Origin of the sequence: Bradyrhizobium sp. SZCCHNR1015, from assembly GCF_032489875.1 — a bacterium.
Classification (GTDB): domain Bacteria; phylum Pseudomonadota; class Alphaproteobacteria; order Rhizobiales; family Xanthobacteraceae; genus Bradyrhizobium.
Genome location: NZ_JAUEYW010000016.1, coordinates 151,194 through 164,377, shown reverse-complemented (window position 1 = coordinate 164,377; position 13,184 = coordinate 151,194). Strand labels below are relative to the sequence as shown.

General features: G+C 63.0%; 11 protein-coding genes. 6 read left to right on the top strand and 5 right to left on the bottom strand.

Going from position 1 to position 13,184, the window contains the following annotated elements; genetic code table 11:
* Window positions 1–5: 5 nt before the first annotated feature.
* Complete coding sequence (locus tag QX128_RS26365; protein WP_315803587.1) at window positions 6–323, bottom strand: cytochrome c; 318 nt, start codon at window positions 321–323, stop codon at window positions 6–8.
* Window positions 324–463: 140 nt separating this feature from the next.
* On the opposite strand from QX128_RS26365, the gene QX128_RS26360 reads away from it, so the two are divergent.
* The gene (locus tag QX128_RS26360; protein WP_315803586.1) at window positions 464–1,177 is read left to right on the top strand and encodes a helix-turn-helix domain-containing protein; all 714 of its coding nucleotides are present in this window, start codon (window positions 464–466) and stop codon (window positions 1,175–1,177) included.
* A 573-nt stretch (window positions 1,178–1,750) separates the two neighbouring features.
* A complete protein-coding gene (locus QX128_RS26355) occupies window positions 1,751–2,482 on the top strand; it encodes a Crp/Fnr family transcriptional regulator (protein ID WP_315803585.1) in 732 nt (243 codons plus the stop codon).
* Here QX128_RS26355 and QX128_RS26350 read toward each other — a convergent pair.
* Genes QX128_RS26350 through QX128_RS26340 form a run of 3 tightly spaced genes read right to left on the bottom strand, consistent with a single transcriptional unit; the run spans window position 2,464 to window position 4,692 of the window.
* On the bottom strand, window positions 2,464–2,892 hold the full coding sequence (locus QX128_RS26350) for a TRAP transporter large permease subunit (RefSeq protein ID WP_316216920.1): 429 nt from the start codon (window positions 2,890–2,892) through the stop codon (window positions 2,464–2,466). The two genes, QX128_RS26355 and QX128_RS26350, sit on opposite strands and share 19 nt — an antisense overlap.
* Window positions 2,893–2,951: 59 nt before the next feature.
* Entirely contained in the window at window positions 2,952–3,950 is a 999-nt protein-coding gene (locus tag QX128_RS26345; protein ID WP_316238933.1) for a TRAP transporter substrate-binding protein, read from the bottom strand.
* A gap of 55 nt (window positions 3,951–4,005) precedes the next feature.
* Window positions 4,006–4,692 (bottom strand): GntR family transcriptional regulator, encoded by a 687-nt coding sequence (locus QX128_RS26340; protein WP_316180167.1) that lies wholly within the window; start codon window positions 4,690–4,692, stop codon window positions 4,006–4,008.
* Window positions 4,693–5,059: 367 nt separating this feature from the next.
* On the opposite strand from QX128_RS26340, the gene QX128_RS26335 reads away from it, so the two are divergent.
* Window positions 5,060–7,147, top strand: a complete 2,088-nt coding sequence (locus tag QX128_RS26335; RefSeq protein ID WP_315803581.1) for a molybdopterin oxidoreductase family protein — start codon at window positions 5,060–5,062, stop codon at window positions 7,145–7,147.
* A 184-nt stretch (window positions 7,148–7,331) separates the two neighbouring features.
* Here QX128_RS26335 and QX128_RS26330 read toward each other — a convergent pair whose 3' ends face one another.
* On the bottom strand, window positions 7,332–7,646 hold the full coding sequence (locus QX128_RS26330) for a hypothetical protein (protein ID WP_316238932.1): 315 nt from the start codon (window positions 7,644–7,646) through the stop codon (window positions 7,332–7,334).
* Between the two features lie 226 nt (window positions 7,647–7,872).
* On the opposite strand from QX128_RS26330, the gene QX128_RS26325 reads away from it, so the two are divergent.
* From QX128_RS26325 to QX128_RS26315, 3 genes are all read left to right on the top strand, one after another.
* The gene (locus tag QX128_RS26325; RefSeq protein ID WP_316238931.1) at window positions 7,873–11,298 is read left to right on the top strand and encodes an acyl-[ACP]--phospholipid O-acyltransferase; all 3,426 of its coding nucleotides are present in this window, start codon (window positions 7,873–7,875) and stop codon (window positions 11,296–11,298) included.
* Window positions 11,298–12,035: an esterase/lipase family protein gene (locus QX128_RS26320; protein WP_316238975.1), complete on the top strand. Its 738-nt coding sequence runs from the start codon at window positions 11,298–11,300 to the stop codon at window positions 12,033–12,035. Before QX128_RS26325 ends, QX128_RS26320 begins: the two co-directional genes overlap by 1 nt.
* A gap of 72 nt (window positions 12,036–12,107) precedes the next feature.
* Window positions 12,108–12,887: an enoyl-CoA hydratase/isomerase family protein gene (locus tag QX128_RS26315; protein WP_315803578.1), complete on the top strand. Its 780-nt coding sequence runs from the start codon at window positions 12,108–12,110 to the stop codon at window positions 12,885–12,887.
* Window positions 12,888–13,184: the final 297 nt, after the last annotated feature.

Here is a 13,184-nt window from a genome sequence, read left to right as displayed (position 1 = left end):
CGGGGCTATTCCAAGCTCTTCAAATACGAGAGCAGATCGTGGATCTGCGGCGGCGCGAGCTGGAATTGGGGCATGGCCGGGTGACCAGTCATGATCCCCTCCGCGAGCGCTTCGCCCAACGATTCGATCGGGTAGCGGAGATGCAGGCTGCGGAACGGAGGGGCCGGTTCGAAGGGGCTCTCTCCCGTTCGACCGATGGCGTGACATCGTGCGCAGTGGGCCTTCGCGAAAGCCTGTCCGCGTTGCTCTGCTGTCGACGCTGCGTATGACGGTGTCGCCAACATCGTGGCGGCGAGAAGGTGGCACAGAACAAGCCGCTGCATTCACGATATCCATTGGTGTTGGGAGTGGCGGCCACGATAGGGCCCGGATTGTTGGTTCGTTTGATTTGAATCAATCGGAACTTCGAGCGTCCGTTAGAATGCAACCATTCGCTTTGCGCTTGGCCCACCGGAGCCCTCGTATGAAGACGTCTCTTGTTGCAATCGATTTCCACGGGCAGGCCTGTGCCGATTGTGCCGTGCGGGGATTCAGTGTCTGTGCGTCGCTCGACCAGTTTGAGATGCGCGAATTCGAGCACCTCAGCCGCCGAGCCCATTTTGCGACCTGCGAGACGGTTTTCGCGCAAGAAGATACGTCGTCCTGTTTCTACAATTTATTGGATGGGGTCATGAGGCTCTACAAGCTTCTCCCCGACGGACGCAGGCAGATCGTCGGATTTGCGCTGCCCGGCGACTTCGTCGGCATGACGACGGAGGAACGGCACGGATTTTCGGCTGACGCGATCGGTCCCGTCACCGTCTGCCAGTTCGCGAAGGGACCGTTCGGACGCTTTGCCGAGGACAAGCCGAATCTGCTGCGCCGGATGAACGAACTGGCCGTGCAGGAGCTGAATCAGGCGCGTGATCACATGGTACTTCTCGGACGCCGATCAGCCGAGGAGAAGGTCGCGACATTCCTCGTTGGCTGGAGGGATCGGCTGGTGGAGCTTCGGGGGGCCTCTAACATGGTACCGTTGCCGATGAGTCGGCAGGATATCGCCGACTATCTCGGGCTCACCATCGAGACCGTCAGTCGAACGTTCACGAAGCTCGAACGGGAGGGCATCATCGCGATCCTGCCCGGGGGCGTCTCGCTTCGGGACTCGGCGCGAGCTGAAGCAATGGCTGCTGCCTGACATCGCGGGCGAAATCCGCATTGCATTGATCTGGATCAAGGACTGTCGCGCAGCCGATAGGGAACTGTGTCTCAAACTCGAACAGGGGGGAGAGAGACATGCCGCTGGACGCTATGATGGTCAGCTTTGCAGTTGTGGGGGTTTTTGTCGGGTTCGCTGCGGTCCTGCTTTGGGCTGATTCACAGACAAGGCATCGGGTGTGAGGTACAGGCTGCCCTTGGGCTGCGGCATCTTGCGCTCAGAAGAGTAGCGCTGCCGGTCCGACGGGGCGGCTGGACGACTCTCACGCGTTGCACAATGTATGCAGGGCCCGTCCCGGCGGCGTAAACGCCTCCGGCGTCGATTGGCACATGGCTTCGCCGTTGAGCGTTCGCCGCATTTTCTTGGACAATCCGCCGATCTGCCGTATTCCGAGATGCAATGAAATCGAGGATCGGTGGTCGCAAGTCCGAGGGATCGTTTTTGCTGGTGGCTGTAGGCGTGTCCATAGTCCCCTGACATCCGCGGGGCCTTGGCCACCAGCTTTGGACATTTCCCTTGGGCGGCGGTATTCGGACGCCTGGGAGATGCGGTGTGACTGAGGAAAAGCGGGCGAGCGTCCGACCTACCAATAACGGCAAACTGTCGGTGCTGCGTCAGCATCCGATTTTTCGTGAGCTCGAGGCTGATGCGGTCGATCAGCTCTGCCGCTACGCCAAGCCGACATCGCTCAAGCGCGGTGCAACCATCTTCTCAAAAGGCGATCCTGGCTCGAGCTTATATGCCGTGATCAGTGGCACCGTCAAAATCAGTGTCTCGTCGCCCGACGGCCGCAATGCCATCCTGAACCTGATCAGCGCGGGTGAGATATTCGGCGAGGTCGCCGTGCTCGACGGACGAGAACGCACAGCCGATGCAACGGCCAACACGAATTGCGAGATACTGGTCATCGATCGGCGCGAATTCCTGCCGTTCGTGAAGAGCCAACCGGTGCTGGCAATGAAATTCATCGAGCTGCTTTGCGATCGGCTGCGCTGGACCAGCGACCAGGTCGAGCAGGTCATCCTTCAGGATCTTCCTCGCCGCCTTGCCAGTGCACTGCTCGGCCTGACCGACAAGCGCAAGCTGGATGCCGCGAGCCGCACCATTGCCATCACTCAGCAGGAGATCAGCGAAATGGTCGGCATGACGCGGGAGAGCATCAACAAGCAATTGCGTGCGTGGGCCGCGCGGGACTGGGTCCGCCTCGAGCACGGGGCGATCGTTCTTCTGAATCCCGAGCCGCTACGCGGATTGGCAGAGACCGGTCAAGACGAGGACGAGTAGGGGCCGAGAGGCATTTTCCGGCGTCCTGCTGAACCGATGATGGCCGCATCCGGCCAGCGATCGATCGTGATCTTGACCGCATCCTTGGCTGGAACCTGCCGGCTGTGGGGATGGTCTTCGCGATAGGCGAACACGGTACAGAGCAGGATCCGCGAGAAGCCGAGCAGCAGTCCCGGGAATATACCCGCCATGAGCAGCGCGCTGATCGAGAACGCCCCACCGGTCGCGAGCGAGTACAGGACGGCGTTGTGGCTTGGTGGCGCCAGTACAACAGGACGGCCATCGGTTCGGGCCAGAAGGTCGCGCTGTTCAGGACGTAGGCGCGTGAAGACCGCCCAAAGGATGAGGGCTGAGATCAGCACGAGCGCCGTCACGCCCGCGATGACGCAGGCGAGATGCAGCGCATCCATCGCCGGAGATGAAGTCCGGCCATCGTAAGCCTCCCGATCGTCCGAACCGAGCGCGCGGTCTACGCGATGTCCTGAATGCGCTTGATCAGTTCTTGGTGCTTCGGACCGTATTTGTCCCAGACCGGCTTTACGGCCTTCTGGAACGGCGCCTTGTCGGCGATTTCGACGATTTCGGAGCCGGCGGCCCTGGCCTTCTCCGTCGCTTCCCGCTCGTAGACCTTCCAGAGTTCGCGTTCCTCCATCTGTGCTTCGCGTGCGAACTTCTTGATCAAGGTCTGGTCGTCGGTCGACAGGTTCGCCCAGGCGCGCTTCGAGAACGCGAGGACTTCTGGAATGACGAGATGCTGGGTGAGCGAATAGTACTTCGCGGCCGTGTAGTGATTGCTGAAGACGTAGCTCGGTAGATTGTTCTCGGCCCCGTCGATCACGCCGGTCTGCAGCGCGCTGAAGACCTGATCGTACCCCATCGCGACGCCGTTGCCGCCGAGCGCGTTCATCATGTCGATGAAAATAGGATTGCCGATCACGCGAATCTTCAGCCCCTTGACGTCCTCCACCGTCCTGATGGGCTTCTTGGTATTGTAGATGCTGCGCGCACCCGAATTCATCCAGCAGAGTGCGACGAGATTTGCGCTGGCATTGGCGCTGACGCGGTCCAGAAGGTCCTGACCGATCGGACCGTCCATCATCTTTTCCGAATGTTCGATGCTCTTGAACAGGAAGGGCATGTTGACGACGTTGACGTCATCGACGATCGGGCCGAGCGCGCCGGCGCTGACCCGCAGCATCTGGATCGCCCCGATCTGGGTCTGCTCGATGGTCTCTTTCTCGCCGCCGAGCTGAGCGGACGGATACATCTGGATCGACAGCCTGCCGCTGGTGGCCGCCGCAAGCTTCTTGCCGAGGTTTTCTGTTGCTGCAACCGTCGGATACCCCGGCGGCTGAACGTCGGATGCCTTGAACACCGCCTTCGATTGCGCAAGGGCGGCCGAGATCGGCGGCAGCGTTGCAACGCCCGCAAAGCCCACGCTCAGTCTGATGAAATCGCGTCTTTTCATGGCGTCTCTCCGCCGAAGTGATCGTGTCGCCGCAAGGTTCGATGCGATCATCTCGTTAGCTTGGTTGATCGAAATACTCTGGATTCTTGGTCTGAATTTCAGAGATGTCGTCGAGCAGGCGTTCCAGATGACTCGCCATGGCAGCCCGGGCACGATCCGGATCGCGCCGTTCGATGGCCTGAAGGATTGGTTCGTGCTCTGCGATCACTTCGGCCATCCGTCCGATCTGCGGCAAGGTCAGGCGGCGATAGCGGTCGACGTGAACCTTGACCTGAACGATCAGCTTCCAGATACCGGGATAGCCGGCGACCTCGGCGATGCCAGCGTGAAACATCTCGTCGGCCTGGTGGAAGGCTTCGCGATCCTTTGCGGCGCAGGCCTCGCGCTGACGTTCGAGGGTCGCATGCAGGTTGAGCAACTGGCTCGATGTTGCATGCTCGGCCGCCATCCGTGCGGTGGTCTCTTCGAGAGACTTTCGGATGATGATGGTCTCGGGGAGTGCTGCGACCGGAATGCGCGAGACGAAGATGCCGGACTGCGGAAAGATCTCGACCAGCCCTTCGTCCGAGAGTTTCAGAATGGCCTCGCGGACCGGTGTCCTGCTGACGCCATAGGCCGTCGCGATCTGCGCTTCCGAAATCGGTTCGCCCGGCAGGCGCACGAGCGACACGAGTTCCGACCTGAGATCGGTGTAGATGCGTGACGCTGCTGTCGCGCCGCGGGGTCGACCATTGCGGCGCATGCGGGCCACCACGGGCCGTGGCGCTGCGGCCAATTTCCTCGGGGGGCGACCGGACATTTTCGTTTCCTCAACTGATATATTAATATATGAAACTCGCTTTGCAATCGAAATTGCCGTCAGCTGAGGGCTCGTGATGGTGCGCTGCGATGTAGACCGTCGCAGGCAGCAAACACGAGCACGCAACAAAGCCTATCGTCTTTTCTTGCCGTCTTCATCTCGCCCCTAACGGCGGATCAGCCGTCGTCGGCGGCGACTTGTCCACGTCCAGAACCAGATCTGCGGTGATGCGGACACGTACGAATCTTGTTCATGCGAATGCCTCGCGAATGCTCTCGGCGGATGCATTCTTTGATGCTACCAATCGGGCATGAACCAGCAGACCCGCGTCGATATCCGCCATTCCACCTGCCCGCACGATTGTCCGTCCGCCTGCGCGCTCGACGTCGAAGTGCTCGATCGGAAGACGATCGGCCGCGTTCGCGGCTCGAAACGGCAGACCTATACGGCTGGCGTGGTTTGCGCCAAGGTCGCGAGATATGCCGAGCGGATTCATCATCCTGAAAGGCTGATGCATCCGATGCGTCGCGTCGGTCCGAAAGGATCAGGGCATTTTGCACGCATCTCCTGGGACGAGGCATTGGACGAGATCGCGGAGCGGTTTCTCCAGGCGGAGCGGGATTTTGGCGCTCAGTCGGTATGGCCGTATTATTACGCAGGCACGATGGGTCTCGTGATGCGCGACGGCCTCAATCGTCTCACCCATGTGAAGAAGTATTCGCGATTCTACTCGACGATCTGCGCCAATGTCGCGCGTATCGGCTTTGCCATCGGCACCGGGAAGATCGCCGGCGTCGATCCGCGGGAAATGGCGCTCTCGGACCTGGTCGTGATCTGGGGCACGAACCCGGTGAACACGCAGGTCAATGTCATGACTCATGCCGCGCGCGCCCGAAAAGAGCGGGGCGCCAAGATCGCCGCGATCGATGTCTACGACAATGAGACGATGAAGCAGGCCGACATCAAGATCATCCTGCGCCCGGGCACCGACGGCGCCTTTGCCTGCGGCGTGATGCACGTGCTGTTTCGCGACGGCTTTGCCGACCGCGCCTATATGGAGAAGTACACGGACTGCCCTGCGGAACTCGAAGCGCATCTGCAGACGCGGACGCCGCAATGGGCATCGCAAATCTCTGGCGTTCCCGTGGCCGAGATCGAGGCGTTCGCCCGTCTGGTCGGAGAGACGAAGCGCACCTTCTTCCGGCTGGGTTACGGCTTCACCCGTAGCAGGAACGGTGCCACGCAGATGCATGCGGCATCCTGCATTCCCGCGGTGACGGGCGCCTGGCAGTACGAAGGAGGCGGGGCCTTCTTCAACAACGCCGCGCTTTGGCACTTCGATGAGTCGATCATCGAGGGCCATGACGCCGTGGATCATTCCACCCGCTTCCTCGATCAGTCCCAGATCGGGCGCATCCTGACGGGAGACGCGGTGGCCCTCTGTGGAGGCCCGCCAGTCAAGGCGATGCTGATCCAGAACACCAACCCGATGACGGTGGCGCCCGAGCAGGAGCTGGTTCGCAACGGATTTGCGCGCGAAGACCTTTTCGTCGCCGTCCACGAGCAGTTCATGACCGAGACGGCGCAGATGGCGGACATCGTGCTGCCCGCCACGATGTTCATGGAGCATGACGATCTCTATTACGGCGGCGGCCATCAGCACATCTCGGTCGGACCGAAGCTGATTGATCCACCGGGTGAGTGCCGCTCCAACCACGAGGTGCTGCAAGGCCTGGCGCGGCGGCTGCGGGCTGTGCATCCGGGCTTCGAGATGTCGCCGCGCGAGCTGATCGATGCGACGTTGAAGAAGAGCGGCCATGGCGATATCGCCGGGCTCGAGGCCGATGTCTGGCGTGACCTTCAGCCGGACTTCCGCACGTCGCACTATCTCGACGGCTTCGCGCACAGGGACGGCAAATTCCACTTCAAGGCCGACTGGGCTCATCCGCCATTCGGACGCGTCATGGGCAATCCGGAGCGCATGCCGTCATTGCCCGACCATTGGGCGGTGACCGAAGAGGTCGATCAGCAGCATCCGTTCCGGCTTGCAACCAGTCCCGCACGCTCGTTCCTCAACACCTCCTTCAACGAGACGCCATCGTCGCAGGCGCGGGAAGGGGCCCCCTCCGTCATGATCCATCCGCTGGATGCAGCCCCGCTCGGCATCGTCGACGGCGACATCGTCACGCTCGGCAATGAGCGCGGACAGACCTCGCTTGCGGCCCGGCTGTTCGACGGAGTCCGGCGCGGAGTGTTGATCGCCGAATCGATCCATCCCAATCGCGCCCATGTCGGGGGACGCGGCATCAACGTGCTCACCGCCGCCGACACCGTCGCCCCGATCGGGGGCGCGGCCTTCCACGACAACAAGGTCTGGCTGCGCAAATCGGCAGGCTGACCCACTGGGGCAAGCCGAGTTATCGAAAATCCCTTCTGATTCGAGGGCCCTAATTGCCCCTCACGCCGAGGGGCGGCGCCTCGCAGGATCATTTTACCCTTCTTTGACGTTTTACATTCTCTTCTTGAGCGCCGCTCAAAAGCGCGATATATATTTTGAGCGTTGCTCAAAATATGGAGAAGTCTCATGCAGGTTCTCGACTCTCGCGCTCCCCATTTTTTTTTCGACCAATGCGCCGACAGGACTGAACGGTCTCGCGCGGTTCGCGTCTCACCTTTTGACGGCGCGCGTCGAGCGGATCGCAAATGCTTGTGATGTTGCCGGTCTGCTGGCTGCGCGGCGAACGAGGCGGCTGGCGGGACAACGTCTGTTTCGTGCCGCCGGGCGCGAAGGGCACCGGCTGCGCCGTGGCGGCCTGTTCGGCTGCTTCCACTACCTGAGCGAACTGACCTGACCTCGTCTCAAATCCCGATCTGATGCGCAACGAAGCGGTCACCATGTCCTCGCGTCCCACCCCCTCCGTCCCGTTGCCATCGGTCTGGATAAGCCTTTTGCACACGACCTTCGCGCTATTTTCCATCCTGGTCGGCGACCAACAACAGAACGCCTAACCGCATGACCGCGTCTAACGGGATGCATCGCCGGCTCCGCCTCATTTCATCACCAACCTTCAAGACTCTTGCGATCCTTGCGGCCAAGCCGCTGCAGCACATCAGGAATCGATCATGATCAAGCAGTTGATGTCGTCGCGCCGTTTTGCCCCGCTGTTCTGGGCTCAATTCTCCTCGGCGCTGAACGACAACGTCCTGAAGAATGCGCTGGTCATCATGCTGCTCTATGGCGCCGTGGCAACGCATGGCGACGCGCTTGTGACCGTGGCGGGCGCCGTCTTCATCTTTCCGTTCTTCATCCTGTCCGGGCTCGGCGGCGAGCTGGCGGATCGATATGTTAAGGGAATCGTGGCGCGCCGGCTCAAATTCGCGGAGATCTTCGCCGCAACCTTTGCGGCGCTGGGCTTCTTTCTGCATTCGATCCCGCTGCTGTTCGTCGCCCTCGGCATGTTCGGTGTCATTGCCGCGCTGTTCGGTCCCGTGAAATACGCCATGCTGCCCGATCAACTGACGGTCGGTGAGCTCGCAACCGGCAACGCGCTGGTCGAAGGCGCGACCTTCATGGCCATCCTGATCGGCACCATCGCCGGCGGCCAACTCGTCTCCGGCTCGTCGCACATGGGATGGGTCGCTCTCGCCGTCATCGGCCTCGCGTTGATCTCCTGGGCGTCGGCCTCGCGCATTCCGCACACGTCGCCGTCGGCCCCCGATCTGCGCATCACGGCCAATCCCTGGACCTCGACCTCGCACCTTCTCAAGTCGCTGTACGCCGCGCCGCGGCTGTGGGACGGCATGGTGATCGTGTCCTGGTTCTGGCTGGTCGGCGCCGTCGTGCTGTCGCTGCTGCCGGCGCTGGTCAAGGATGTCGTCGGCGGCACCGAGGGCGTGGTCACTCTCTGCCTCGCCATCTTCGCGATTGGCATTGCCATCGGCTCGCTGTTCGCAGCGCATCTCAGCCACGTCAGGCCGAATCTCGCGCTGGTGCCGATCGGCGCCATCCTCATGGGCGTGCTCGGCCTCGATCTGTCCTGGGCGATCGGGACGACCGAGGCCGCAAAGGGCCTCACGCCGCTCGCCTTCGTCGGCTCTTGGGCGGGCGCGCGCATGCTGATCGATTTCGCCGTTTTCGCCTTTGGCGGCGGCCTGTTCGTGGTTCCGGCGTTCGCCGCCGTGCAGGCCTGGTCGGAGCCGACCGAGCGCGCCCGGGTCATCGCTGCCGGCAATGTGCTGCAGGCCGCCTTCATGGTGGTCGGCTCGCTGGGCGTAGCCGGCCTGCAGGCCGCGGGCGTCTCGATCGCCTGGATCTTCTTCGGTCTGGCTTTGGCCAGCTTCGGCGCCGTCTGGTTCGTGCTCAACAAATGGGGCAGGGAGGGCGTGCGCGATTTCGGCGCGATGCTGTTCCGTGCTCTGTTCCGCACCGAAGTGCGCGGCCTGGAGAACCTGCCGCCAGCCGGCACCCGCATGCTGATCGCGCCGAACCATGTCAGCCTGATCGACGGTCCGCTGCTACACGCGGTGCTTCCGATTGATGCGACCTTCGCCGTGGACACCGGGATCTCCAAGGCCTGGTGGGCGAAGGTCTTCCTGAAGCTGGTGAGCCACATCACGATCGACCCGACCAAGCCGCTCGGTGCTCGCGACCTGATCAAGCTGGTCGCCAGCCAGGAGCCGGTGGTGATCTTCCCCGAGGGCCGCATCACTGTGTCGGGCTCGCTGATGAAGGTCTATGACGGCACCGCAATGATCGCCGACAAGGCCGACGCCATCGTGGTGCCCGTTCGCATCGAGGGCGCGCAGCGCTCGCATCTCAGCTATCTCAAGGATGGCCAGATCAAGCGCTCCTGGTTTCCCAAGGTGACGGTGACGATCCTGCCGCCGGTGAAGCTCACCATCGATGCGGCTCTCAGGGGCAAGACCCGCCGCAATGCGGCCGGCGCGGCGCTGCAGGACGTGATGATCGACGCCATGGTCAAGAACGCCATGCTGGATCGGACGCTGTTCGAGGCGCTCGCCCATGCCCATCGCGACCACGACACCGGCAAGGTGATGATCGAGGATCCGCTCGGCACCAAGCTGACCTATCGCAAGCTGCTGCTCGGCTCGCAGGTGCTCAGCCGCAAGCTCGAGCAGGGCACGATGGTGGGCGAGAACATCGGCCTGTTGCTGCCGAACTCCGCCGGCGTCGCCGTGGTGTTCATGGCGCTGCAGTCGATCGGCCGCGTGCCGGCAATGCTGAATTTCTCCGCCGGCCCGGTGAATGTGCTGGCGGCAATGAAGGCGGCGCAGGTCACGACCGTTCTGACGTCGCGGGCCTTCATCGAGAAGGGCAAGCTCGACAAGCTGATCGCGGCGATCGAAGGACAGGCCCGCCTGGTCTATCTCGAGGACGTCAAGGCCTCCGTCAGCCTGGCCGACAAGATCAAGGGGATGATCGACGGCACCAAGCCGCGCGTCGCCCGCAATGCCGACCATCCGGCGGTGATTCTGTTCACGTCCGGCTCCGAAGGCACCCCGAAGGGCGTCGTCCTGTCCCATCGCAACATTCTCGCGAATGCCGCGCAGGCATTGGCGAGGGTCGATGCCAACGCTAACGATCTTGTGTTCAATGTTTTGCCGGTCTTTCACTCCTTCGGCCTCACTGGCGGCATGATGATGCCCATGTTGGCGGGCATCCCGATCTACATGTACCCGTCGCCGCTGCATTACCGGATCGTGCCCGAACTGATCTACCAGACCGGCGCCACGATCCTGTTCGGCACCGACACCTTCCTGACCGGCTACGCGCGCTCCGCTCATGCCTACGATTTCCGCACCCTGCGGCTGGTCATTGCCGGCGCCGAGCCGGTCAAGGATCGGACACGGCAGATCTACATGGAGCGTTATGGCATCCGCGTTCTCGAAGGCTATGGCGTCACCGAGACCGCGCCGGTGCTGGCGATGAACACGCCGATGGCCAACCGTGTCGGCACCGTCGGCCGCCTGTCGCCGCTGATGGAGTATCGGCTCGACAAGGTGCCGGGCATCGAGGAGGGCGGACGGCTTTCGGTCCGCGGCCCCAACGTCATGCTCGGCTATGTCAGGGCCGAAAATCCCGGCGTGCTCGAGGCACTGCCGGAGGGCTGGCACGACACCGGCGACATCGTCACCATCGACGCGCAGGGCTTCATCACGATCAAGGGCCGCGCCAAGCGCTTTGCCAAGATCGCCGGCGAGATGGTGTCGCTGACGGTGGTCGAGCAGATCGCCGCGGCTTTGTGGCCGCAGGCAGCCTCGGTCGCGGTGTCGATCCCCGACCAGCGCAAGGGCGAGCGCATCGTGCTGATCACGACGCAGAAGGATGCCGAACGCTCCGCGATACAGCGTCAGGCCAAGGCGCAAGGCGCGCCGGAGCTTGCGGTGCCGGCCGTCGTGATGGTGGTCGACAAGATCCCGCTGCTCGGCTCGGGCAAGACCGACTATGTCGGCGCCAAAGCGCTTGCCGAGGCGAGTGCGGCAACCGCTACGACGGAGCGCGAGCCGGAGGAGCGGGAAGTCGCGTGATCGCATCGCTGCGCCGGCGTTCTCAGCACAGTGGCCCCCGCGACGCGGGGGGTGTGCTGCTGCATGGCATCGCCGGCCGGTCATTGATGCTGCGTCCGCTGGAAAAGCGGTTGCAGCGCGCAGGTTTTGCGACGCTGAACCTCGACTATGAGAGCCGCAAGAAGCCGCTCGAGTTTCTTGCTGACGACATCCGCCCGGCGATCGCCGATTTCGCCGCCGGGATCGACGGTCCGGTCCATTTCGTCACCCACTCGATGGGCGGGCTGCTGGCACGGGTCGCGATCGCGAAGCATCGGCCGGCGCGGCTCGGCCGTGTCGTCATGCTCGGAACGCCCAATGGCGGCAGCGAGCTCGCCGACCGGCTGCAGAACGTCGGGCTGTATCGCGCCTATTTCGGGCCGGCAGGCCTGCAACTGGTGACCACGAAAGACGTCACGCTCGCCTCCTTGCCGGCCGCCGACTACGAGATCGGCGTGATCGCCGGCAACCGTTTCCTCGACCCGATCGCCGGGCTGTTCCTGCTGCCATGGCCGAACGACGGCCGCGTCTCGGTCGAGAGCTGCAAGCTCGTCGGGATGACGGACTACACGACCGTCAAGGCCTCGCACGTGGGACTGCTGGTGCATCCGACGTCGTTCCGGCAGACCATCGCGTTCCTGCGTACCGGCCAGTTCGAGCCTGCGCGTCCGCTGCTGCGCGGCGTCATCGATGAGATCGGCCGCCGCGCGGCCTCCTGACGCAAGTTTTCCTTGCTCCTCGCGGCTATCCCGCGACAATCTCGCATCCGACAGCAAGCGACAGGCAAGGCGATGACCGACGACAGCGTGATTCTCGACAAGCGTGGGCAGGCCCTCTGGATCACCATCAATCGTCCGGAGAAGCGCAACGCGCTGAATGGCGACGTCATCGCCGGCATCTCGCGCGGCTATCGCCAGGCGCATGACGATCCCGGGGTGCGCGTGATCGTGCTGACGGGGGCGGGCGACAAGGCGTTCTGCGCGGGCGCCGACCTGCAGAACTCCGGCGCGGCGTTCGCGATGGATTTCTCCCGTCCCAATGTCGACTATGCCGATCTGCTCAGGCTGTCGCAGAATGCCACCAAGCCGGCGATCGCGCGGGTCGGCGGCGTCTGCATGGCCGGCGGCATGGGCCTGCTGTGCATGACCGACATGGCGGTCGCGGCCGATCACGTCCTCTTCGGCCTTCCGGAGGTGAAGGTCGGCGTGTTCCCGATGCAGGTGCTGAGCCTCTTGCAGAGCATCGCGCCGCCGCGGCTCGTCAACGAATGGGCGCTCACGGGCGAGCCGTTCGACGCCAAGGTCGCGCAGGCCGCCGGGCTGCTCAACCACGTCGTTCCCGCCGCCGAGCTCGACGGCAAGATCGACTGGCTGATCGGCCGTCTCGTCGACAAGTCGCCGACAGCCATCCGCCGCGGCAAATACGCCATGCGCGCCATCGCCTCGATGTCGTTCGACGAGTCCATCGCCTATCTCGAAAGCCAGATTGCGCTGCTCGCGATGACCGAAGACGCCAAGGAAGGCCTGAAGGCATTTGCCGAGAAGCGCAAGCCGGTGTGGCCGGGGAAATGATTTCGCTCGTATGATGAGGTCGTCATTCCGGGGCGCGCGTAGGGCGAGCCCGGAATCCATACTCCCGATGGCGGTTATGGATTCCGTGCCCACGCGTTGCAGGCGCCGTCCGGAATAACGCTGGTGGAGACGTGCGCGTGTTCTCAACATCGTCGCCATCGTCAAGCAACAGAATATATTCGTCAGCAATCTCGCGGCGCCGTGCGCCCGAGTCCCGTTCTGGTCTCAGCACTCAGAGATGAAGAGGGCGCAGGGCAGGTGAATCGGCTTATACGTGATCTCTCTGGTGCCCCGGGC

Bases quoted from the DNA above. Each gene is read 5' to 3' on its own strand.
- QX128_RS26365 (WP_315803587.1), bottom strand. From the start codon at position 323: ATGCAGCGGCTTGTTCTGTGCCACCTTCTCGCCGCCACGATGTTGGCG.
- QX128_RS26360 (WP_315803586.1), top strand. From the start codon at position 464: ATGAAGACGTCTCTTGTTGCAATCGATTTCCACGGGCAGGCCTGTGCC.
- QX128_RS26350 (WP_316216920.1), bottom strand. From the start codon at position 2,892: ATGGATGCGCTGCATCTCGCCTGCGTCATCGCGGGCGTGACGGCGCTC.
- QX128_RS26345 (WP_316238933.1), bottom strand. From the start codon at position 3,950: ATGAAAAGACGCGATTTCATCAGACTGAGCGTGGGCTTTGCGGGCGTT.
- QX128_RS26340 (WP_316180167.1), bottom strand. From the start codon at position 4,692: ATGCGCCGCAATGGTCGACCCCGCGGCGCGACAGCAGCGTCACGCATC.
- QX128_RS26335 (WP_315803581.1), top strand. From the start codon at position 5,060: ATGAACCAGCAGACCCGCGTCGATATCCGCCATTCCACCTGCCCGCAC.
- QX128_RS26330 (WP_316238932.1), bottom strand. From the start codon at position 7,646: ATGGTGACCGCTTCGTTGCGCATCAGATCGGGATTTGAGACGAGGTCA.
- QX128_RS26325 (WP_316238931.1), top strand. From the start codon at position 7,873: ATGATCAAGCAGTTGATGTCGTCGCGCCGTTTTGCCCCGCTGTTCTGG.
- QX128_RS26315 (WP_315803578.1), top strand. From the start codon at position 12,108: ATGACCGACGACAGCGTGATTCTCGACAAGCGTGGGCAGGCCCTCTGG.